General features: G+C 62.3%; 19 protein-coding genes. 14 read left to right on the top strand and 5 right to left on the bottom strand.

Going from position 1 to position 21,216, the window contains the following annotated elements; genetic code table 11:
* Nucleotides 1-150 precede the first annotated feature (150 nt).
* The 8 genes from exeG (at nt 151) to exeN (ending at nt 6,043) form a co-directional block, all read left to right on the top strand.
* Entirely contained in the window at nt 151-582 is a 432-nt protein-coding gene (gene exeG / locus WJM78_RS20480) for a GspG family T2SS major pseudopilin variant ExeG (protein WP_042038692.1), read from the top strand.
* Between the two features lie 44 nt (nt 583-626).
* Complete coding sequence (gene exeH / locus WJM78_RS20475; RefSeq protein WP_042038922.1) at nt 627-1,193, top strand: GspH family T2SS minor pseudopilin variant ExeH; 567 nt, start codon at nt 627-629, stop codon at nt 1,191-1,193.
* A 91-nt stretch (nt 1,194-1,284) separates the two neighbouring features.
* Nucleotides 1,285-1,644, top strand: coding sequence for a GspI family T2SS minor pseudopilin variant ExeI (gene exeI / locus WJM78_RS20470; protein ID WP_042038694.1), 360 nt, complete (start codon nt 1,285-1,287; stop codon nt 1,642-1,644).
* Between the two features lie 65 nt (nt 1,645-1,709).
* On the top strand, nt 1,710-2,369 hold the full coding sequence (gene exeJ, locus WJM78_RS20465; RefSeq protein ID WP_042038696.1) for a GspJ family T2SS minor pseudopilin variant ExeJ: 660 nt from the start codon (nt 1,710-1,712) through the stop codon (nt 2,367-2,369).
* Nucleotides 2,359-3,384 carry a GspK family T2SS minor pseudopilin variant ExeK gene (gene exeK / locus WJM78_RS20460; RefSeq protein WP_339011510.1) on the top strand — a complete coding sequence of 342 codons (1,026 nt, stop codon included), beginning with the start codon at nt 2,359-2,361 and terminating at the stop codon, nt 3,382-3,384. Before exeJ ends, exeK begins: the two co-directional genes overlap by 11 nt.
* 121 nt (nt 3,385-3,505) lie before the next feature.
* Nucleotides 3,506-4,690 (top strand): GspL family type II secretion system protein ExeL, encoded by a 1,185-nt coding sequence (exeL, locus tag WJM78_RS20455; RefSeq protein WP_339011507.1) that lies wholly within the window; start codon nt 3,506-3,508, stop codon nt 4,688-4,690.
* Complete coding sequence (gene exeM, locus WJM78_RS20450) at nt 4,687-5,187, top strand: GspM family type II secretion system protein ExeM (protein ID WP_339011504.1); 501 nt, start codon at nt 4,687-4,689, stop codon at nt 5,185-5,187. Before exeL ends, exeM begins: the two co-directional genes overlap by 4 nt.
* A gap of 97 nt (nt 5,188-5,284) precedes the next feature.
* Complete coding sequence (exeN, locus tag WJM78_RS20445) at nt 5,285-6,043, top strand: GspN family type II secretion system protein ExeN (protein WP_042038701.1); 759 nt, start codon at nt 5,285-5,287, stop codon at nt 6,041-6,043.
* Between the two features lie 61 nt (nt 6,044-6,104).
* Here the strand turns inward: exeN and WJM78_RS20440 are convergent, their stop codons facing one another.
* On the bottom strand, nt 6,105-6,926 hold the full coding sequence (locus WJM78_RS20440) for a helix-turn-helix transcriptional regulator (RefSeq protein WP_339011499.1): 822 nt from the start codon (nt 6,924-6,926) through the stop codon (nt 6,105-6,107).
* A 147-nt stretch (nt 6,927-7,073) separates the two neighbouring features.
* Here WJM78_RS20440 and tyrS point away from each other — a divergent pair, with 147 nt between their 5' ends.
* Nucleotides 7,074-8,342, top strand: a complete 1,269-nt coding sequence (gene tyrS, locus WJM78_RS20435; RefSeq protein WP_339011496.1) for a tyrosine--tRNA ligase — start codon at nt 7,074-7,076, stop codon at nt 8,340-8,342.
* A 197-nt stretch (nt 8,343-8,539) separates the two neighbouring features.
* Here the strand turns inward: tyrS and yrfG are convergent, their stop codons facing one another.
* Nucleotides 8,540-9,208 carry a GMP/IMP nucleotidase gene (gene yrfG / locus WJM78_RS20430; protein WP_339011493.1) on the bottom strand — a complete coding sequence of 223 codons (669 nt, stop codon included), beginning with the start codon at nt 9,206-9,208 and terminating at the stop codon, nt 8,540-8,542.
* Nucleotides 9,209-9,366: 158 nt separating this feature from the next.
* Here yrfG and nudE point away from each other — a divergent pair, with 158 nt between their 5' ends.
* From nudE to WJM78_RS20415, 3 genes are all read left to right on the top strand, one after another.
* Nucleotides 9,367-9,975 (top strand): ADP compounds hydrolase NudE, encoded by a 609-nt coding sequence (nudE, locus tag WJM78_RS20425; protein ID WP_042038707.1) that lies wholly within the window; start codon nt 9,367-9,369, stop codon nt 9,973-9,975.
* A 45-nt stretch (nt 9,976-10,020) separates the two neighbouring features.
* A complete protein-coding gene (gene cysQ / locus WJM78_RS20420; protein WP_042038708.1) occupies nt 10,021-10,842 on the top strand; it encodes a 3'(2'),5'-bisphosphate nucleotidase CysQ in 822 nt (273 codons plus the stop codon).
* A gap of 404 nt (nt 10,843-11,246) precedes the next feature.
* On the top strand, nt 11,247-12,518 hold the full coding sequence (locus WJM78_RS20415) for an aromatic amino acid transport family protein (RefSeq protein ID WP_042038709.1): 1,272 nt from the start codon (nt 11,247-11,249) through the stop codon (nt 12,516-12,518).
* Between the two features lie 274 nt (nt 12,519-12,792).
* On the opposite strand, the gene metJ is transcribed toward WJM78_RS20415, so the two are convergent.
* Nucleotides 12,793-13,116: a met regulon transcriptional regulator MetJ gene (gene metJ, locus WJM78_RS20410; RefSeq protein WP_005315809.1), complete on the bottom strand. Its 324-nt coding sequence runs from the start codon at nt 13,114-13,116 to the stop codon at nt 12,793-12,795.
* 210 nt (nt 13,117-13,326) lie between these two features.
* Between metJ and metB the strand changes: the two genes are divergently transcribed.
* Nucleotides 13,327-14,499, top strand: coding sequence for a cystathionine gamma-synthase (gene metB / locus WJM78_RS20405; RefSeq protein WP_339011477.1), 1,173 nt, complete (start codon nt 13,327-13,329; stop codon nt 14,497-14,499).
* Entirely contained in the window at nt 14,499-16,952 is a 2,454-nt protein-coding gene (locus tag WJM78_RS20400; protein WP_042038711.1) for a bifunctional aspartate kinase/homoserine dehydrogenase II, read from the top strand. The genes metB and WJM78_RS20400 overlap by 1 nt, the downstream gene beginning before the upstream one ends.
* A gap of 92 nt (nt 16,953-17,044) precedes the next feature.
* Here WJM78_RS20400 and ppc read toward each other — a convergent pair whose 3' ends face one another.
* Both ppc and argE read right to left on the bottom strand, forming a co-directional pair.
* Nucleotides 17,045-19,678, bottom strand: coding sequence for a phosphoenolpyruvate carboxylase (ppc, locus tag WJM78_RS20395; protein ID WP_339011473.1), 2,634 nt, complete (start codon nt 19,676-19,678; stop codon nt 17,045-17,047).
* Between the two features lie 214 nt (nt 19,679-19,892).
* Nucleotides 19,893-21,038 (bottom strand): acetylornithine deacetylase, encoded by a 1,146-nt coding sequence (argE, locus tag WJM78_RS20390; RefSeq protein WP_275929761.1) that lies wholly within the window; start codon nt 21,036-21,038, stop codon nt 19,893-19,895.
* Between the last annotated feature and the right edge of the window lie 178 nt (nt 21,039-21,216).

The raw sequence follows: 21,216 nt of genomic DNA, 5'->3' as shown, positions 1-21,216 counted from the left end.
GTTCGGGTGTTCGAATACGCTTCGCTATTCGAACCTGCAAATCCAATCGAACTCGCAGGTTCGATTAGCCGGCAGGCGTAATCGAACGATCGCGGTTTAACAGTTAATCGTTGATGGTTCATGCCATCTCATTTCGTTAGGGAGTAAGTCATGCAAAAGCGTCGTCAATCCGGTTTTACTCTGCTGGAAGTCATGGTGGTCATCGTGATCCTCGGGATCCTGGCCAGCCTGGTGGTGCCCAACCTGATGGGTAACAAAGAGAAGGCTGACCAGCAGAAAGCGGTCTCCGATATAGTGGCGCTGGAAAATGCCCTCGACATGTACAAGCTGGACAACAACCGTTACCCGACCACAGAGCAGGGCCTGGATGCCTTGGTCACCAAGCCGACCGCCGCCCCCGAGCCGCGTAGCTACCGTGACGGCGGTTACATCAAGCGCCTGCCGCAGGATCCCTGGGGCAACCCGTACCAGATGCTGAGCCCGGGCCAGTTTGGCAAGCTCGATATCTTCTCCATGGGGCTGGATGGCGAAGCCGGTACCGATGACGACATCGGCAACTGGAATCTGAAGGATTTCCAATAAGTGACTGATTGCGCTGCCATCAAGGTGCTGTGGATGAGGCAGCCGTGAGGGGCTCGTCATCGCGTCATCGCCAAGCCGGTTTCACCCTGCTGGAGGTCTTGCTGGTGGCCATGCTGATGGGGCTGGTGGCCACCGCCGTCACCCTCAGCATGGGAGGCGCCAGGGGCGATCGCGAGCTCGACAAGCAGGCGCGCCGCTTCATGGCGACCCTGCAACAGGCTCAGGAGTATTCGGTGATGGATGGCCGGCTAGTAGGGCTTCGCATCGAAGAGCATGGCTGGCAGTTCATGCAGCGCGGGGCCAAGGATCGAAAATGGCAGGCGCTGACCGGCGACAAGATCCTGGGGCAGGTACAACTGCCTGACACCATGCTGCTGGCCATCGAGCTCGAAGGGTTCAGCTGGCGGAGCGAGTCCGACGAGAAAACCGAGCAGGGTCGGGACGAGAAGGAGCGCACGCCCCAGGTGTTGATCTTCCCCGGTGGCGAGCTCAGCCCCTTCGTATTGACCCTGACCCAGCAGGATGAGGATGTGCGCTACCTGCGTACGGTCAAGGCAGATGAATTCGGCCGTTTGCAGCTGTTGCAAGATGGCGAGGAGGGGGCTGAATGAATGTCGGCGGCGTGACGCTGTTGTTGAAGGCCGGGGTGATGGTGGCGCAGCTACCGGGTCCGGGTCGGCACTCCGGGTCGGGGGTGATCACATGAACGCCCGTGGCATGACCTTGCTGGAAGTGATGGTCGCGCTGGCGGTGTTTGCCATCGCGGGTCTGGCTGTGATGAAAGCCGCCAGCGAACACCTCTCTGCGCTCAATTATCTGGAAGAGAAGACGCTGGCAACCTGGGTGGCGGAAAACCAGTTGGTGCAGCAGAAACTCGACGCCAGGTGGCCCGGCGATAGCTGGGTGGAAGGGGACGAGAAGATGGCTGGGCAGACCTGGTATTGGCGCTATCGCGGCGTCGCCACCGCCGACAACAACTTCAAGGCACTGGATATGGAAGTGCGTACCGCGCCCAAGGCCGAGAGCCCTGTGGCCATGCTCCGGACCTATATCAGCCGATGACAACAGCCAAGGACCTATCCGCGACGCGAGCACACCCGTCGGGCTGCACTCAGCGGGAGAGATCGATGCGGACATCGTCATTACCCAGGCCGAGAGTGCGATATCGCGGCCGTCAGGACGGTTTTACTCTGCTGGAGATGCTGGTGGCCATCGCCATTTTCGCCAGCCTCAGCATGGGCGCCTATCAGGTACTGCAGGGGGTGCTCACCAGTGACGAGGTGTCCAAGAAGAAGGAGGCCCGTCTCTCCGAGTTGCAACTGGCCTTTACCCTGATGGAGCGGGACATTACCCAGATGGTGCCCCGCAGCGGCCGTATCGACGGCGAGAACAACAAGGTGCTGCTGGCGGCATCCCGCTTCGGCCAGCAGAGCGACGATTGGGGCATGGCCTTCATTCGCGGTGGTTGGCTCAATCCGGATGGCATGCTGCCACGATCCGGTTTGCAGCGGGTCGGCTGGCGCCTCAAGGATCACACGCTGGAGCGGCTGAGCTACCTCTATCCGGATCCCGTGATCGGCACAGAGCCGCGCATCCAGCCCATGCTGGATCGGGTGACTGCGCTGCGGTTCTATTTTTACGACAAGGGTGTCTGGAAAGAGGAGTGGACCCAGCGCAACGTGCTGCCTTACGGCCTGGCGGTGGAGCTGGATCTGGAAGATTACGGCACAGTTCGCCGCCAGTTCCTCATCGGGGCCGGTGGCCAGCGAGCAGAAAATGGGAACTAAGCGGACAGGGGGCGGCAGCATGCACTCTTGCCGCCGTCAGGGTGGCATGGCCCTGCTGGTGGTACTGCTCATATTGTCGGTGATGGTGATCATCGCCAGCAACATGAGCGGTCGCCTGCAGCTGGAGCTGCGCCGTACCGGCAACCTTACTGCCGGCAAGCAAGCCTGGTGGTATGCCATGTCGGCGGAAGCCCTGGTGAGCAAGGTGCTGGCTCAGGATTTCAAGGATGACCCCAATGTGGTGAGCCTGGGTCAGAACTGGGCCAAGCAGGATGCGGTCTTCCCGGTGGATGACGGCAAGCTGACCGGCCGGGTACGGGATCTGCAATCCTGCTTCAACCTCAACAGCCTGAGCGTGCCCCTGAAAGAGGGGGAGAGCGGCGATGACCTCGAGAAGCAGCCTTATCCGGTCAAGGTGTTTCACGCCCTGCTCAAGCAGCTCGAGGTCGAGGATTACGAGGCGGTGCAGCTGACCGATGCCATCCGCGACTGGACCGACAAGGACACGGTGCTGGTCTCCAGCTACGGTGCCGAGGATGCCTATTACGAGGGGCTGACACCCCCTTATCTGACCGCGAACCAGTGGATGCTCAGCACGGACGAGCTGAGGGCGGTGCGGGGTGTGAGCGCCAAGTTGTATGCCCGGCTGGCGCCTTATGTCTGCGCCCTGCCGAGCGAGAAGCTGGTGGTGAACATCAACACCATCAAGCCGGAACAGGCGGCGCTGCTGGTGGCGCTCTATCTGGACAAGGTGGGGCTCGATGATGCCAAGCGGGTGCTGACCAGCCGCCCCCAGAAGGGGTGGAAGAACAAGAAAGAGATGACGGACCAGATGACAGCGCAGGTGAGCGGCATCCAGGGGCTGGATGCGGCGCTGGACGTCAAGAGCAGCTACTTCGAGGCCAAATTGATCGCCGAGGTGGGTGATACCCGGGCCAGGCTGGAGAGCGTCTTTTTTCGTAGCAAGGACAACAAGCTGGTGATGCTGCGTCGCCTCAATGGCGGCGCCGAATGACAAACAGGTGTGGGGAGCGGCGACTGGCCGTACCCGCCCTGACCTCGTATTGGACAGCAGCCGAGGGCTGCGCTCCCGCCCATCCAGAGGGATGCGGACGGGAATGGCAGGAGAGATATTTGTGAGCGAGAGTCTGGTCATCCGTTTGGGGACCAATGCGCAGCAACCGGTCGAGTGGCTGGTGTGGTCGGCCAAGGAGGAGGAGATCATTGCCTCCGGCACCCTGGCCTCGGCCCATGCCCTGAGTGAGCTGCAGGAGCGCGCCGGTGGCCGCCCCGTGGTGACCCTGGTGCCGGGCAGCGATCTTATCTTCCGGCGGGTGAGCCTGCCGGGCAAATACAGTCGCCAGGCCGCCGCCGCCTTGCCCTACCTGCTGGAGGAGCAAATCGCATCCGATGTGGATGGACTGCATCTGGTGGTGCTGGGCCACGAGGGCCACGAGGTGGACCTGATGGCGGTCGACAAGGAGAAGATGCAGATCTGGCTGGGTTGGTTGCAGCAGGCGGGCCTCAAGAGCCAGCAGCTGTTGCCGGACGTGCTGGCCTTGCCGCCCACCGCCGACGGCTGGTCTGCCCTGCAGCTTGGCAAGGAGTGGCTGCTGCGTCAGGGCCCCTGTCAGGGCATAGTGGCCGACGAATCGCTGCTGGCCATGTTGCTGGCGGCGGAGGTCGAACCCGTCACCATCCACAGCCATACTCCCTTGCCGGCGATCCCGGCGGCCAACTGGCTGGCGGCGGATCCTGAACTGCCCATGCTGCTGCTGGCCAAAGGGGCGCTGAACTGCCAGGCCAACCTGTTGCAGGGTCCCTACCGGCCGCAGACCGAATACTCCCGCTACTGGCTACAGTGGCGCAAGGTGGCCGTGGTGGCCGGGCTCTTGCTGTTGGTGGCGTTGACCCAGCGCGGTGTGCATCTTTATCAGCTGGCGGAGCAGGACAAGGCCCTCAAGGCCGAGATCCGGCAGGTCTACACCCGCATCTTCCCGGGGGAAAACCGCATCGTCAACGTGCGCAGCCAGATGGCACAGCATCTCAAGTTACTGGGACAGACCCCGCAGGATGGTGTGCTCTTGCTGTTGACCGAACTGGCTCCCACCTTTGCCGAGGTACCGGGGCTCAAGCCACAGGTGTTGCGTTTCGACGCCGCGCGGGGCGAGTTGAGATTGCAGGTCACGGCACCCGGTTTTGCCGAGATAGAGCGCTTTCGCGAACTGGCGGGCAAGCGTTTCTCGGTGCAGCAGGGCGAGGTGCGCAGCACAGAGGGCAAGGTTGAAGGGACACTGGTGCTGAAGGGTAAATCATCATGATGGACAAATTACAAGGCTGGTGGCGCAGCATCAGTGCTCGTGAGCAGCGGTTGGTGGCCGTGGGTGGCAGCTGCCTGCTGATCGGGCTCTGCTACTGGATGGTCTGGCAACCCATCGACAACCGCATCGCCGAGCGCGAGCGGCAGGTGCTGAGCCAGCAACAGACGCTCGCTTGGCTGAAAGAGAAGGGGGAAGAGGTGCTGGCGATGCAGGGCGGTCAGGGCCGCCAGGGCCGCCAGATCGACACCAGCGGTACCCTGGAAGGAGTGGTGAACCGCACCGCTTTCAACCAGAAGATCAAGATTGCCCGTCTGCAACCCCAGGGTCAGGAGCTGCAGGTGTGGATCGATACGGTTCAGTTCGATGATCTGCTGATCTGGCTGGCGACCCTGGCCGATCAGTATGGCGTACAGGTGCAGGTCATCGAGGTGGCCCGCGAGAATCTGGCGCCGGGTCTGGTCAAGGTCAGACGCTTGCAGTTGAGTCGTCCCCAATGACAGCAAGCGGGCTGAGCGCCGTCCGGTTTCCGGCATCTCGTCCCGGTGTGGTACCGGGCCTGGCCAAGGCCAGATATTTGCAATCGAGTCGTTTTCTATGAAGCAAAAAGTACTGATCGCTGCCCTCTTCCTGGTGGCCTATCTCGGTTTTCTGCTGGTGAAACTGCCAGCCACCCTGGTGGTTCGCCATCTGCCGCTGCCACCTAACCAGGTGCAGCTGGAAGGGGTGAGCGGCACCCTCTGGAGCGGCCAGGTCGCCCGGCTGCAATACGCCAGTGAGTCGCTGACCCAACTGCGCTGGGAGCTCAACGGCTGGTCGTTGCTGCGCTTTGCCCCCGAGGTTTCCCTGCGTTTTGGCGATCGCAGCGGTCTCAACGGCCAGGGTGTGGTTGGATGGAACGGCGCCGCCTTTGGTCGTGATATCACCCTCAACGTGCCTGCGCCCTGGGTGCTGGAGCGGGTGCCCGTGCAGCTGCCTTTCCCGCTGACGGTGGCGGGTCAGCTGCAGCTCAAGGTCGATCAATTTGCCCAGGGCAATCCCTGGTGTGACAACCTCTACGGCAGCCTTCATTGGTATGGTGCCTATGCCGATACCCCGGCCGGCAAGCTGCCGCTGGGGGATCCCGAGCTCAAGCTGACCTGCATTGACTCCCGACTGGTGGCCGAGCTCAAGCAGGGCTCGGAGGCGGTCCAGGTGCAGGGCAAGCTGGAGCTGCAGCCCAATCGCCAGTACCTGTTCCAGGGCACCCTCAAACCGGGTCCCGAGCTGCCGGAGCAGATGAAGCAGGGGCTGCCCTTCCTCGGTCAGCCTGATGGTCAGGGGCGCTTTCCGCTGCGCTATCAGGGGCGCATCTGACGACATCGTCTGCCGGTCTGGAAAAGGATAAATACGACCCCGCGTTGGCGGGGTCGTGTCGTTATGGGGTCCCAGTCTCGCCGCTTGGCGCCGTGATGAGATGGTTCAGAAAGAAGCTGAACAGCTCGGCGCGTGAACCGAGGCGCAACTTGCCGTAGAGGTGTTTGCGGTGATTCTTCACTGTGCCGCTGCCAATGCCGAGCTCGGCGGCGATCGCCTCGGTATCCAGCCCTTGTAGCAGCAACCCCGCCACCTGCCGCTCCCGGCGGGTGAGTCGATCTCCGCCCACGCTGGCGATGGCCTGTGCCACCGCCGCCTTCAGGCTAGCACTGTCAGGCAGCGCCGTGCTCTGGGCCAGCAGCGGCGGGCTCTGCTGCCACTGCTGGCGACAGAGCGAATGCACCAGCGGGAACAGCTGCTCCAGCCTCGCCAGCTCGTCACGGCTGAGGGTGCTGCGCTTGTCGAGGCGACCGAGAAACAGCATCAGCGTCAGTCCGTCCCGCACCGGCAGGATCAGCCCCACCTCCTCCTGCCAGCCGGTGGCCTGATAGAAGTGGTGGCGATATTCGGGATCGAGTCGCCCTTGGGAGACCTGCGCCAGGGTCCAGACGCCGGCAGGCAAGCCCTGCTCCAGCGCCTGCATAAAGGGATCCTGACTGAAGTGGCTGGTGAGGTAGCGATCAAACAGCAGAGCCCGCTGATGATTGAGGTTGTCGTAGAGGTAGACGGGCCGCTGCCCCACCCCGAGCAGCAGGGTGCAATCAAACGCCACCTGTTGCTGGATCAGGCGCACCAGCGCCGCCGGAAAGGCACTGCTGTGCAGGGCATCGACCACCTCGGTCATGCGGCGGGTCAGGGCATCTGTGGTGAATGGCTGGGTCATGGTGGCTCGTTTCCGGTGGCGGGGAGCTATTCCCCACTATGGCTGGATGCTAGCACGAGAGTGGCAAAACTGTCCCTCAGGGGACATATCCGCCACCAGCCAGAACGGCGAGGATGACGGCTTTTCCCCCCTGCTGTTGGAGCACCCATGATCAACCCCCACCTGCTCGATGAGCTGACCGAGCGCGGCCTTGTGGCCCAGAATTCCGATCCGGCGGCCCTGGCCGATCATCTTGCCACCCCGCGCATCGTCTATTGCGGGTTCGATCCCACCGCCGGCAGCCTGCATATCGGTCATCTGGTGCCGCTCTTGATGCTGCGCCGCTTCCAGCTGGCGGGCCACACCCCGGTGGCACTGGTGGGCGGCGCCACTGGTCTTATCGGCGATCCCAGCTTCAAGGCGACCGAGCGCAGCCTCAACAGTGCCGATACCGTGCAGGGTTGGGTCGCCAGCCTGTCGGCCCAGATCAGGGCGCTGCTGCCCGCGGACGATGGCCTGTCGGCCCCGCAGCTGGTCAACAATGGTGACTGGATGGGGCAGATGTCCGCCCTCGATTTTCTGCGGGATATCGGCAAGCACTTCTCGGTCAATGCCATGCTGGCGCGAGAATCGGTGCGTCAGCGGCTGGCTCGCCCGGATCAGGGCATCTCGTTCACCGAGTTCTCCTACGCTCTGCTGCAATCCTACGACTTTGCGGTGCTCAACCAGCGGCTCGGTTGCACCCTGCAGATTGGCGGCAACGACCAGTGGGGCAATATCACCAGCGGCATGGAGCTCACCCGTCGCCTCCATCAGGCGCAGGTGCACGGCATGACCCTGCCGCTTATCACCAAGGCGGACGGCACCAAGTTCGGCAAGACAGAGGGCGGCGCGGTCTGGCTCGATCCGGCGCTCACCTCGCCTTACGCCTTCTACCAGTTCTGGCTCGGCACCGCAGATGAGGATGTCTACCGCTTCCTGCGTTACTACAGCGTTATGTCGCTGACCGAGATTGCCGAGCTGGAGGCGGAAGATGCCCAGCGACAGGGGCGCAAGCAGGCCCAGGAGGTGCTGGCGGACGAGCTGACCGAACTGGTGCACGGCAAGGCGGCGCTGGCGGCGGTGCAGCGCATCAGCGAGCTGCTGTTCAGTGGCGACGTGGCCCGCCTCGGCGAGAGCGATCTCGCCCAGCTGGCGCAGGACGGCATGCCGAGCAGCACAGTCCGCGGCGAGACTGATCTGGTCAGCCTGCTGGTGGAGTGCGGTCTGGCGAACTCCAAGCGCATCGCCCGCGAACTGCTGACGGCGGGGGCCATCAGTCTCAATGGCGCCATCAAGCAGGATGAGCAGCTGAATGCTGCGGATCGGCTGTTTGGTCGCTACCTGCTGCTGCGCCGGGGCAAGAAGCAGTACCAGCTGGTGGCGTGGGTGAGCTAGCCTGCCGCGCCATATCAACGAGAAAGGGCTGCCCGGGCAGCCCTTTCCATTGTGCGTCTCGGCCTGTCAGCCGCTCGGTATGCAGGGGAAGGCGGTGAATTCTGCCCCCGTGCTGGTATCAAGTAGTCAGCGGCAGCAGTTCGACATAGTCACGGAATAGATCGGGGAAGGCGGTGAATTCTGCCCCCGTGCTGGTATCAAGTAGTCAGCGGCAGCAGTTCGGCATAGTCACGGATCGCCGGGAAGGCCGTAATACTCTGCTCGGGCTGGCGACTGTCCGGGTTCTGGATGGCGAGCTGATAGCCAATGCCGTAGTCGGCGGCGGCCCGCAGGATCCGCTCGCTGTCATCCACAAACAGGGTGCGGGCGGGATCGAACGCCAGCCGCTCGGCCAGCGCCTGCCAGCAGTGCTGGCTCTCCTTTGACCAACCCAGCTCGTGGGTACTCACCATCAGATCCAGATGACCGGCAAGCCCGAGCTGCGCATCCTTGACCGACAGGCTGGCGGGATGGGCGTTGGTAAAGAGCACCAACTGCTTGCCCGCGGCGCGCAGCTCGGCCAGGAAGGGGATGGCGTTGGGCCGCCACTGGATCTTCTCCAGCAGCTCCTGCTTGAGGGCGCGAATGTCCAGCCCCAGGGTCTGGCTCCAGTAATCCACACAGTACCAGTCGAGGGTGCCGCTGACGGCGTGATAGTGCAGATCGATCTGCTCTTTGGCTGCCACCGCTGGCAAGCCGAGTCGCTCGGCGTAACGCGCCGGTACCAGCTGCTGCCAGAGGTAGTTGTCAAAATGAAGGTCGATCAGGGTGCCATCCATATCGAGCAACACGGTATCTATCTGGTGCCAGGGTAAGGTGTTCGACATGCAGCCTCTTGCTCTTGGTGTCGCGAAAACGTCGCGGGAAAAAAGGAGCGGCAGTATAGCGGATTTTTCCTCCCCCTTTGCCATCCCTGTCCCGTGGTGTTCAGTGTGAGAGTCGTTTACTCTTGAAGCACTATTTTTTAACGAGCAGCCAGCGCCCGATGAGTGACCACCACAAGAGCAAGCCCGAATACCTCAGTGTCGAGAACATGGCGCATGACAAGAGCAAGCCGGAGATCCTCAAGGCCGAAATCGTGGCCGAGAGCCGGCTGTTCAAGGTGGAATCCCTGCATCTTAAATTCAGCAATGGGGAGGAGCGGGTCTACGAGCGGATGCGCGGTGGCAACCGGGGCGCCGTCATGGTGGTGCCCTTGTTTGATGCCCACACCCTGTTGCTGGTGCGCGAATACGCGGCGGGTACCCACTCCTACGAGCTGGGTTTCCCCAAGGGGCTGATCGACCCGGGCGAGAATGCCTTTGAGGCGGGCAACCGGGAGCTGATGGAAGAGGCGGGCTTCGGTGCCAACAGCCTGATCCCCCTCAAGCAGGTGTCGCTGGCGCCGGGTTACTTCTCTAGCAGGATGGACATACTGCTGGCGCGGGATCTCTTCCCGGAGCTGCGGGTCGGTGATGAGCCCGAGCCCCTCGAGGTGATCCCCTGGCCACTCAACCGTATCGATGAATTGCTGGCACGACCCGACTTCAGCGAGTCGCGCAGCATCAGTGCCCTGCTGCTGGCCCAGAAGTGGCTGGCGGAGCAGGAAAACTAGCCCAAGCGTGGGTGAAGGCAATTAATAAAAACAGAGGATAACAAGATGCAGGAGTTGTTGGCCTGGGTGCCAGGGGTCAAGGAGATCGCCCGCGAAGCGGGGCGTATCCTTCACGAAATCTATCACGGCGGTCAGTTCGAGCGTCAGCTGAAGGAGGATGCGACCCCGGTCACCAGTGCCGATCTTGCTGCCGATGCCTACCTCAAACAGGCGCTATCGGCGCTCACTCCCCATGTGCCTGTGTTGACCGAAGAGGCGGCGGATGTCCCCTTCAGTCAGCGATCCAACTGGCGGCAGTATTGGCTGGTGGATCCCCTCGACGGCACGGGGGAGTTCATCGCCGGCAGCGGCGACTTCGCCACCCTGATCGCGTTGGTGCGGGACCATGTGCCTGTGCTCGGTGTCATCTACGCTCCCGAGTCCGATGTGCTCTACTGGGCGGTGCGTGGCCACGGCGCCTTCAAGGAGGTGAATGGCGAAACCTTGCCCATCAGCGCCATGCAGCACGAACACAACCAGCCCGATTCGCTGGTGGTGGCCATCAGCCGTCGCCAGAAGCTGGAGACCCTGACCCGTCGCCTCAATCCTGCCATCAACTACGAGCTGATCCCGCTCGGTTCCAGCTCCCTCAAGTCCTGCCTGGTGGCAGAAGGGGCGGCCGACTGCTACGTGCGGCTCGGTCCCACTGGCGAGTGGGACACCGCCGCTGCCCAGTGCATCGTCGAGGCGGCGGGCGGTCGCATCCTTAGCTTGACGCTGCAGCCGCTCAGTTACAACGAAACCGAGTCGCTGGAGAACCCGGACTTCATCGTGATGGGGGACCCGGATCTCGCCTGGGGCAAGATCCTGGCTCGTCCGGCGGGTTGATCATCTGTCGCCAGACGACACAAACAGGCGGCCTCATGGCCGCCTGTTTGTTTGGTGTGATCCGCTAGTTTCATCGCAGATGAGCAGGGATATCCGCTGGCAAAGTACGAGAATGACAGTGGATGATCACGAGCGTTCAGCGGTAATTGGCATTTTTTCATGTAATTCTGAAAACTCTCCGTTGTCCAAAATAAAAAAGTAAGTATGAATGAAAATTTGGTTTTATATTTCGTCATGTTTGGTTTGTGCAGTTTTACCAGGTTATGCGCCCCCGATTGGATTCCCAATCTCACTGGCTAAGGCCAGTAATGGCAGTGATATGTTTCAGTCACGCTTTTTGAGAATTAAATCCTAATAAACCACAATAAGATCAGATTAAAATACTGACTAAATGTGGATTGGTAATGAGTTTATCTGTCGATGTCGTAAAGGATTTGTCCGCTTCCCAGCCCGCCGTTGCCAGCGCCACCCGTTGGCGCCGTCACGACACCCACTGGGTTATCAGCCTGTTTGGCACCGCCGTTGGCGCCGGCATCCTGTTCCTGCCTATCAATCTGGGTCTGGGCGGGATCTGGCCCCTGGTCATAGTGGCTGTGCTGGCCGGTCCCATGACCTTCCTGGCCCACCGCGGGCTGGCGCGTTTCGTCCTCTCCTCGTCACGCCCCCACGCCGACTTCACCGAGGTGGCCGAGGAGCACTTCGGCAAGATGGCCGGCCGTCTCATCTCGGCGCTCTATTTCCTCTCCATCTTCCCGATCCTGCTCATCTACGGGGTTGGGCTGACCAACACGGTGGAGAGCTTCATGGTCAACCAGCTCGGTATGGCAACCCCGAACCGGGTGATGCTCTCCGGCCTGCTGGTGTTCGCCATGATTGCCGTGATGCTGGCAGGGGAGAAGGCAATGTTGCGGGTGTTTGCCTTCATGGTCTATCCGCTGGCGGCCATTCTGGCGGCACTCTCTTGCTACCTGATCCCCCAGTGGCAGTGGCCGGAAGTGACCGCGTTTGAAGGGGTCAGCTTCCTCAACACCGTCTGGCTGGCGCTGCCGGTCACCGTGTTCGCCTTCAGCCACGCTGCCGCCATCTCCGGCTTTGCCAACGTGCAGCGCCGTGAATATGGCGAGCAGGCCGAAGCCAAGAGCGGCCTGATCCTGCGCAACACCACAGTAATGCTGGTGGGCTTCGTGCTGTTCTTCGTCTTCTCCTGCGTGCTGAGCCTCTCGCCAGCCCAGCTGGCTGAGGCCAAGGCCCAGAACGTCTCTGTGCTCTCTTACCTCGCCAACATCACCGACAACCCGGTGATCGTGACCCTGGGGCCGCTCATCGCCTTTATCGCCATCAGCTCCTCCTTCCTCGGCCACTTCCTCGGTGCCCGCGAAAGCCTCAAAAGCCTGATCGCCAAGCCCACCGGCCTGCCGCAGGCCAAGGCGGACAAGCTGGGCATCGCTCTGATGTTCTTCGCCATCTGGGGCGCCGCCGTGATCAACCCGGGCATTTTGGGACTGATGGAGACCCTCTCCGGCCCGGTCATCGCCATGATCCTGTTCATCATGCCGGTGATTGCGATCTACAAGGTGGAGGCGCTGGCCCGCTTCCGTCACGGCTGGACCAACGGCTTCATCCTGCTGACCGGGTCGCTTGCGGTCTCGGCGCTGATCTTCAGCCTGTTGAAGTAACAGCGAGCTGCGGCAAAAAATGAGAGAGGCGACCCCGGGGTCGCCTCTCTCATTTCATGGGGCCAACGGCATCAGCCCAGCTTGGCGCGGCCCTCCACTCCCTGCTCCGGGATGGCCATCACCACGGCAACTCTCCGGCGTACCCGCTGGGCGATGTTGTGGCTGTGGTTGCAGATGTTGCTTTGGTAGTGGCGCAGGCGCCAGATAGCAATGACGCGGCCCGGGGCCGCGTCATCTTCAAAGAGGGTTTGCTGTTTGGCATAGATCGCAGCTATTACTCTGCGTCGAAATCTTCGATCTCTTTACCCAGCGCTTCCATGATGGCGCGCACCTCAGCGGGAACGCTGTCCGGATGATCCTTGCGCAGATCGTCGTCGCAGGGCAGCGGCTGGCCGGTGAAGGCGTGCAGGAAGGCTTCACAGAGCAGCTCACTGTTGGTCGCATGGCGCAGGTTGTTCACCTGGCGACGGGTGCGCTCGTCGGTCAACACCTTCAACACCTTGAGCGGGATCGAGACGGTAATCTTCTTGACCTGTTCGCTCTTCTTACCGTGTTCCGCATAGGGGCTGACGTAGTCGCCGTTCCACTCTGTACCCATGTTCCACCTGTTCTCGTTTGGCCGTGAGCACGGATTTTAACCCTTAAGGAAATTAATGGCAATCCAACAGCAAAGCCATTTAGACGTCTAGAAGTGTTGACGGCTTTTATGTGCTGACGTAAGGTGGTTCACCATAGGCCAGCAATGGCAGGATAGCCGTGGCAGAGGCAGAGCGGCCACCGCCCAGAGACAGTTCAAGGAGAGAGTGACATGACCCACAAGGCCACCCAGGCGGTACGCACCGGGATTGAGACAGACACACAGCACGGTGCCGTGGTGCCGCCCATCTACCTCTCCAGCAACTACACCTTTGCCGACTTTGGCGAGCCCCGTCAATACGATTATGCCCGATCCGGCAACCCGACCCGCACCAATCTGGCTGACGCACTGGCGGCGCTGGAAGGGGGCGCTGGCGCCGTGGTGACCGGCACCGGCATGGGCGCCGTTCATCTGGTCACCACTGCCCTGCTCAAGGCGGGGGATCTGCTGATCGCCCCCCACGATTGCTACGGCGGTACCTGGCGTTTGTTTGAGTATCTGGCGGCCAAAGGCCACTACCGGGTGCAGTTCGTCGATCAGGGTGATGCAGCCGCGCTGGCCGAGGCGCTGGCGCAGAAGCCGGCGCTGGTGTGGGTGGAGACCCCCTCCAACCCCCTGCTGCGGGTGGTGGATATCGCTGCCATCGCCGCCGCCGCCCATGAAGTGGGTGCCCAGGTGGTGGTGGACAACACCTTCCTCTCGCCGCTGCTGCAACAGCCGCTGGCGTTGGGGGCCGACCTGGTGGTCCACTCCACCACCAAGTACATCAACGGCCACTCCGACGTGGTGGGGGGCGTGGCCATTGCCAAGGAGCAGACACTGGCCGAGTCGCTGGGGTGGTGGGCCAACTGTCTGGGGCTCACCTCCGGGGCGTTTGACTCCTACCTCACCCTGCGCGGTCTGCGCACCCTGGCCCCCAGATTGCGCGCCCATCAGGAGAACACGGATCGCATCCTTGCCTTCTTGCAGCAACAGCCGCTGGTCAAAAAAATCTATCACCCCAGTCTACCGACCCATCCGGGCCACGATATTGCGCGCCGTCAACAGTCCGGTTTCGGCGCCATGCTAAGTTTTGAACTCGATTGCAGCGAGGCCGGATTGCGTACCCTCCTCGCAGCACTCACCCTCTTTTCGGTGGCCGAGTCCCTCGGCGGGGTGGAGAGTCTGGTGGCCCATCCAGCCAGCATGACCCACAGGGCCATGACCCCGGCGGCGCAGCAGGCAGCAGGCATCAGCGCCCAGCTGCTACGGCTGTCGGTTGGCATAGAACACGGTGAAGACCTGGTGGCCGATCTGGCTCAGGCTTTTGAACAGGTGCAGCAGGCAGAGCAGGTAGCGAAGTAATGGAACAGCAGCAAGGAGAGATCGCGGTGGTAACAGTAGCAGGATTGAAGCGGCGCCATGTGCACAAGTTTGGTGGCAGCAGTCTGGCGGATCCGGTCTGCTATCGCCGGGTCGCGGCGATAGTCGAGCAACAGGTCGGCGGGAACGAGCTGATCGTGGTCTCCGCCGCTGGCAAGACCACCAACCGGTTAATCCAGCTGGTGGAGCTGGCCGAGGTGGGGGATGAGGCCGCCGGTGAAGCCATCTCCGCCCTGCAAGCCTATCAGCAGAGCCTGATCGACGGCCTGCTGGAGGGGGAGCTGCAGCTCGACCTCAGCCAGCAGCTGGCCGACGACATGCAGCTGATCGCCAAGACCCTGGAGGGGCAGTTTGACCGCTTCGCACGCAACGGCCTGCTCGCCTTTGGCGAGGTGTGGTCGGCGCGCCTCTTGGCGGCCCTGCTCACCAGCCGCGGCGACAAAGCCATCTGGCTCGATGCCCGCAGCTTCCTGCGCGCCGAGGACGGCGCCCTGGTCAAGGTGGATACCGCCCTTTCCAGCGAGCTGCTCAAGGCGCGGCTGGCCGAACATGCCGGTCGTATTGTGGTAACCGGTTTTATCGCCGCCGACATGGAGGGGCGTTCCCTGCTGCTCGGTCGCAACGGTTCAGACTACAGCGCCAGCCTCCTGGCCCTGCTGGCGGATGGTGAATCCACCACCATCTGGAGCGATGTGGCCGGTGTCTACAGCGCCGACCCGCGCCGGGTCAAAGAAGCCCGTCTGCTGGAGCGCCTGAGCCTGGCAGAAGCGAACGAGCTGGCCCGGCTTGGCTCCTCGGTATTGCACTCGCGCACCCTGCAACCGGTGGCTGACAGCCGCCAGCGCCTCACCCTGCGTTGCAGCTACAACCCGGACGAAGGCTGCACCCATATCCTGCGCCGTGCGCCGCGCTCCGGCGGTGCCCGCATCGTCTCCTCGGTGGATCAGATAGCCCTGATCGAGCTGAAAGTGCTGCCGCAGACCCACTTTGATCAGACAGTCGCGGTCATCGAGGCCCATCTGGCCCGTCATCGCCTCAATCCGCTCACCCTGCAGCGCCAACCGGATCGGCGGGTGCTGCGTCTGGCCTACACCCTGGAAGTGGCGGAAGGGGCGTTCGAGATACTGCGCGACTTCCAGTTACAGGGCAGCTTCACTGGCCTCATCCAGAAAGAGGGGTTCAGTCTGGTGGCTCTGGTGGGGGCCGGGGTAACCGATAACGCCGAGCAGTGTCACCGCTTCTATCAGCTGCTGGCGGATCAGCCACTGGAGTTTGTGCAGGTAGCCAGAGATGGCCTGAGTCTGGTGGCCGTAGTGCGCCAAGTGGTGCTGGAGCCGCTGCTGATCGCCCTGCACAGCGCCCTGTTCAGCCGTCCGACCCGGGTTGGGCTGGTGGTGTTCGGCAAGGGGAATATCGGCGGCCACTGGCTGAGCCTCTATGGCCGCGAGAAGGCTCGTCTCGAACATGAACTCAATCTGGCGCTCACCCTCTACGGCGTATTCAGTTCGGAAGGGGGCTTGCTGGACGAAGAGGGGATGGATCCCCTCAAGGTGCAGGACAAGTTCAACCCCAAGCCGCTGATCTGGCCCGAGCTGCTGGCCCAGCTGGAGCAACACAGCTTCGATACCCTGATAGCCCTCGACATGACCGCCAGCGAGACGGTGAGCCGCTACTACCCGGATTTCGCCCAGCTCGGCATCCACATCATCGCCGCCAACAAGTTTGCCGGTGCCGCCGACAGCGAGTTCTACCAGCGCATCAAACAGACCTGCCGCGACCATCAGGTGCAGTGGCGCTATAACGCCACCGTGGGGGCCGGGCTGCCAATCCAGTCCAGCATCCAGATGCTGCGCCAGAGTGGCGACCGCATTCAGGGGGTCTCCGGCATCTTCTCCGGCACCCTCTCCTGGTTGTTCCAGCAGTATGACGGCACACGCCCCTTCTCCGAGCTGGTGGACGAAGCGTGGCAGCACGGCCTGACCGAGCCGGATCCCCGCGAAGATCTCTCCGGTCAGGATGTGAGGCGCAAGCTGCTCATTCTGGCGCGGGAAGCGGGCTTTGAGCTCGACTCCGCCGACATCGAGCTGGAAAATCTGGTGCCCGTCTCCCTGCGCAAGGCGAGCACGGATCAGTTTATGGACAGGCTCAAAGAGCTGGATGGCCCGATCCAGACCGCCTTCGAGGGAGCCAGGCGCCTGGGCAAGGTGCTGCGCTACGTGGCCCGCTTCGAGCACGACGGCAAGGCCAGGGTTGGACTGGAAGCGCTGGAGCCCCACCACCCGTTCGCCAACCTGCTGCCGTGCGACAACATCTTCGCCATCGAGAGCGACAGCTACCGCACCAACCCGCTGGTCATTCAAGGGCCGGGCGCAGGCCGGGAAGTGACGGCTGCCGCCATCCAGTACGACCTCTGGCAAATCTGCGCCAGCCTGTAAGAGCGGATGTTGCAGTTCAACATCCGTCGGGTAGTAAAAACACAAAGGGCGCCGAGGCGCCCTTTGTTGTAGGGGAGTGATAGTCCCGATTATCAACCCGTGTTGCGCATACCTGCCGCAATACCGGCGATGGTGACCATCAGCGCCTGATCCAGCTCGGGGTGCAGGGTCTCCGGGTTCTTGCGCGAGCGACCCAGCAGCTCGACCTGCAGCACGTTGAGCGGGTCTGTGTAGGGGTTGCGCAGCTTGATGGACTCCTTGATCCAGGGCTGGTCGTCGAGCAGATCGCCCTGCGGTCGCAGCTCCAGCACCACCTGAATGGAATCGGCAAGCTCCTGGCGCAGCTGTTTGCCCAGGCCCCACAGCTCCTTGGGTACCAGACGGGTGTCGTAGTACTCGGCGAGCCAGAGGTCGGCCTTGAGGAACACCATCTCCAGCATCTCGAGGCGAGTGCGGAAGAAGGGCCACTGGCGGCTCATCTCTTCCAGCACGCTCTTCTGACCGCCGGTGATGGCCTGTTGCAGCCCCTTGTGGGCACCGAGCCATGCCGGCAGCATCAGCCGGTTCTGGGTCCAGGCGAAGATCCAGGGGATGGCGCGCAGGCTCTCGACGCCGCCGTTGGGCTTGCGCTTGGCCGGGCGGGAGCCGAGCGGCAGCTTGCCGAGCTCCATCTCGGGGGTGGCGGCGCGGAAGTAGGGCACGAAGTCCGGGTGGCCGCGCACTATGCTGCGGTAGTGATCGCAGGAGACGGTAGCCAGCTGCTCCATCACGGCGCGCCAGCACTCCTTGGGCTTGGGTGGCGGCAGCAGGTTCCCTTCCAGCACGGCGCTGGTGTAGAGGTTCAGGCTGTGAATGGCCACTTTCGGCAGGCCGAACTTGAAGCGGATCATCTCGCCCTGTTCGGTCACCCGCAGGCCACCGCGCAGGGATCCCGGCGGTTGTGAGAGGATCGCCTGATGGGCGGGGGCGCCGCCACGGCCGACGGTGCCGCCACGGCCATGAAACAGGGTGAGGCGCAGCTTGTTGGCCTCGGCCAGTGCCACCAGGGATTCCATGGCGGCGTACTGGGCCCAGCCGGCGGCCATCATGCCCGCATCCTTGGCGGAATCCGAGTAGCCGATCATCACGTACTGACGACCCTGGATGTAACCGCGATACCAGTCCACCGACAGCAGGCGTTCCATCACGGCGGTGCCCGCCATCAGGTCTTCCTGGGTCTCGAACAGGGGGGCGACCGGCATGCGGAACTTGCAGCCAGCCTCTTTGAGCAGCAGTTGCACCGCCAATACGTCGGACGGTGCGCCGGCCATGGAGATGATGTAGATGCCGAACGCATCCGGGTCGTGTTGGGCGATCACCCGACAGGTGTCTATGGTCTCGCGGGTCTCGTCGCTCGGTTCCCAGTCGGTCGGGATCAGCGGGCGGCGTGAGTTCAGCTCGTTGAGCAGGAAGGCTTGCTTGTCGTCCTCGCTCCACTCGGCGTAGTCGCCCATACCGAGGTAACGGGTCAGCTCGGAGAAGACCTGACCATGGCGTTCACCATCCTGACGGATGTCCAGCTTGACCAGATGGATGCCGAAGCAGGCCAGCTTGCGCAGCACGTCCAGCAGCATGCCGTCGGCGATGTTGCCCATGCCGCAGGCATGCATTGAGTGGTAGCAGAGCTCCAGCGGCTCGCGCAGCTGGGCCGTGGTCTTGACCAGATCCCGGCTCTCGCTCACCTGACCCTGTACCTTGGCGGTGAGAAATTCCTGGGTTTCGCGCAGCTGTTCACGCAGCTCGCGCACCAGGGCGCGGTAGGGCTCGGGGTGATCGCCCACCCGCTCGCGCACGGCGTCGGTGCAGTCGGACATGGAGAGCTCGGAGGTGAGCTCCTTGATGTCCTTGTAGAAGAGGCTCACTGCCATCCAGCGGCCCAGCTCCAGCACCTCGGCGGTCACCTTGGCGGTGACGAAGGGGTTGCCGTCACGGTCACCGCCCATCCAGGAGGTGAACTTGACCGGTGCGGCATCCAGCGGCAGCCGCACACCCAGGTGCTGTTGCAGACGCTCGTCCAGGTTGCGCATGAATTCGGGAATGGCCGGCCACAGGCTGTTTTCCACCACAGCAAAGCCCCACTTGGCTTCGTCCACCGGGGTCGGGCGCTGCTCGCGGATCTCGTTGGTGTGCCAGGCCTGATTGACCAGCTGTTCGATGCGATTGAGGATCTTGTCCCGCTCGCGGGGCAGCAGATCGGAGAGTTCCAGCGCCTCCAGGCAGTCGTTGAGCTGGACGTGCTTGTGGATCAGGGTGCGACGGGTCACCTCGGTCGGGTGAGCGGTCAGTACCAGATCTATATCCAGCTCGCGCACGGCCTGGATGATGGCCTCCTGCGTCAGGTTGGAGGCCTTGAGCTTGGCGAACATCTGCTCCAGCGGGTCCGGGGTGCAGACCTGCTCTTCGCAGCGACGGGAGATGGTGTGGAACTGTTCGGCCACGTTGGCCAGGTTGAGGAACTGGCTGAAGGCACGGGCTACCGGCAACAGCTCGTCATCGCTCAGGGTGCGCAGGGTATCGAGCAGACGTTCCCGGTCAGCCTCATTACCTTTGCGGGAGGATTTGGCCAACTGGCGAATGGTTTCGATCTTGTCGAGGAAGGCCTCTCCCTGATGATCCTTGATGGACTTGCCCAGCAGTTGACCCAGCATGCCTACGTTGGCGCGTAGCGCGGCGTACTTTTCGTTCATTCCACATCCTTATCTGGTTGGTGTCTCTCTCCATCCGAGGTGAGAGACAGCCTCACTTATTGTTGTGTGATTACAACATATGCTCCGTCATCTTAGGGCGACAATCTACCCAGATTATCTGCGCAAGGTCAAATAACAGGCCGATTCAGAACATGTATTTCCCTCACCTGTCCCGAGGCGGCATGTTATGTAACTTACTTACATTTTCGTCAACTCAGAGGCAAAACCGGCGGATCAGGTGTTGCAGCACCGCCGTGGTCGGCTTGACGAAGGAGAGATCCAGGTATTCGTCCGGTTGATGGGCCTGAGTGATATGGCCAGGGCCCAGCACTATGGTCTGGCATCCCAACTGCTGGATAAAGGGTGCCTCGGTGCAGTAGTTGACCGACTCGGCCGCCCGACCGCTCGCCTTCTCGGCCTCGCGCACCAGCTCTGAGTCATCCGCGCAGGCATAGGCGGGGATGGGTTCGTGCAGGTGTTGCAGGTGCAGGCAGCCCGGCTGGTGGATTTCGATGGGGGAGAGCGCCTCCTTCAGCATGCCCATCAGCTCGTCTGGCCCCACCTGCGGGGTGGGGCGCATATCTATGTGCAGTTCACAGCAGCCGCAGATGCGGTTCGGGCTGTCGCCACCCTGGATGTAACCGAGGTTCAGGGTCGGTTGCGGCACCGCGAACCGGTAGTCGGCATAAGTCTCTTCCAGATGCAGCTGCAGGCGCAGCACCCGACCCATGGCCTGATGCATGATCTCCAGCGCATTGACGCCGTTGGCGGGATCCGAGCTGTGACCGCTCTTGCCGGTAATGCGGATCGCCTCCGACATATGCCCCTTGTGGGCCACCACGGGCACCAGTCCGGTGGGTTCGCCGATCACCGCATAGTCGGGTTTGATCTCGGCTGCGGCGGCGATGGCGCGTGCCCCCGCCATGGTGGTCTCTTCGTCGGCGGTGGCCAGGATGCGCAGCGGCTTGCTCAGCTTGGTGAGATCGATTTCTTTGAGCGCTTCCACTATGAAGGCGAAGAAGCCCTTCATGTCGATGGTGCCGAGGCCATACAGGCGGTTGCCCTCTTCGGTCACCTTGAAGGGATCCTTGCTCCAGGCGCCCTCGTCGAACGGGACAGTATCGGTATGGCCAGCCAGTAGCAGGCCGCCCTCGCCCTGGCCGATCGTCGCCACCAGGTTGAACTTGCCGGGCAGGTCCGGCAGCGCCGTCACCTCGCAGTGGAAGCCGAGCTGGCCGAACCAGTCGGCCAGCAGCCTGATCACCGCCTCGTTGCTCTGATCCCAGCGGGGATCCGTGCTGCTTATGGAGGGAATCGCAATAATATTCTTATAAAGTGCAAAAAAATCCAGATTGGCCATCAGCTCCTCCTTGCGTCACCGGAATGTTTCTGTTAGAAAATACAAATGCAAAGTGAGTGCATGAATATTCTGTGAGTTTGCCTGAATTCGTGGCTCATCAACAAGGCTTCTAGTTGTAAGGGAAAGTTAATGTTCTGTCACCTGATCTATAACCGACGACACAACCCCGCCTGAATTG

This window comes from Aeromonas popoffii (assembly GCF_037818705.1).
Taxonomy (GTDB): Bacteria; Pseudomonadota; Gammaproteobacteria; order Enterobacterales; family Aeromonadaceae; genus Aeromonas; species Aeromonas popoffii.
Note: the sequence above shows the minus strand (reverse complement) of the source record. Positions and strands in the feature narration are given on the sequence as shown.

What these genes read in the sequence shown, in the direction of transcription:
- argE (WP_275929761.1), bottom strand. Translation starts at nt 21,038, where the DNA reads ATGGCCAATCTGGATTTTTTTGCACTTTATAAGAATATTATTGCGATT.
- nudE (WP_042038707.1), top strand. Translation starts at nt 9,367, where the DNA reads ATGAGTGACCACCACAAGAGCAAGCCCGAATACCTCAGTGTCGAGAAC.
- exeG (WP_042038692.1), top strand. Translation starts at nt 151, where the DNA reads ATGCAAAAGCGTCGTCAATCCGGTTTTACTCTGCTGGAAGTCATGGTG.
- exeJ (WP_042038696.1), top strand. Translation starts at nt 1,710, where the DNA reads ATGCGGACATCGTCATTACCCAGGCCGAGAGTGCGATATCGCGGCCGT.
- WJM78_RS20440 (WP_339011499.1), bottom strand. Translation starts at nt 6,926, where the DNA reads ATGACCCAGCCATTCACCACAGATGCCCTGACCCGCCGCATGACCGAG.
- exeN (WP_042038701.1), top strand. Translation starts at nt 5,285, where the DNA reads ATGAAGCAAAAAGTACTGATCGCTGCCCTCTTCCTGGTGGCCTATCTC.
- WJM78_RS20400 (WP_042038711.1), top strand. Translation starts at nt 14,499, where the DNA reads ATGGAACAGCAGCAAGGAGAGATCGCGGTGGTAACAGTAGCAGGATTG.
- metJ (WP_005315809.1), bottom strand. Translation starts at nt 13,116, where the DNA reads ATGGGTACAGAGTGGAACGGCGACTACGTCAGCCCCTATGCGGAACAC.
- tyrS (WP_339011496.1), top strand. Translation starts at nt 7,074, where the DNA reads ATGATCAACCCCCACCTGCTCGATGAGCTGACCGAGCGCGGCCTTGTG.
- WJM78_RS20415 (WP_042038709.1), top strand. Translation starts at nt 11,247, where the DNA reads ATGAGTTTATCTGTCGATGTCGTAAAGGATTTGTCCGCTTCCCAGCCC.
- ppc (WP_339011473.1), bottom strand. Translation starts at nt 19,678, where the DNA reads ATGAACGAAAAGTACGCCGCGCTACGCGCCAACGTAGGCATGCTGGGT.
- metB (WP_339011477.1), top strand. Translation starts at nt 13,327, where the DNA reads ATGACCCACAAGGCCACCCAGGCGGTACGCACCGGGATTGAGACAGAC.
- exeI (WP_042038694.1), top strand. Translation starts at nt 1,285, where the DNA reads ATGAACGCCCGTGGCATGACCTTGCTGGAAGTGATGGTCGCGCTGGCG.
- exeK (WP_339011510.1), top strand. Translation starts at nt 2,359, where the DNA reads ATGGGAACTAAGCGGACAGGGGGCGGCAGCATGCACTCTTGCCGCCGT.
- exeM (WP_339011504.1), top strand. Translation starts at nt 4,687, where the DNA reads ATGATGGACAAATTACAAGGCTGGTGGCGCAGCATCAGTGCTCGTGAG.
- yrfG (WP_339011493.1), bottom strand. Translation starts at nt 9,208, where the DNA reads ATGTCGAACACCTTACCCTGGCACCAGATAGATACCGTGTTGCTCGAT.
- cysQ (WP_042038708.1), top strand. Translation starts at nt 10,021, where the DNA reads ATGCAGGAGTTGTTGGCCTGGGTGCCAGGGGTCAAGGAGATCGCCCGC.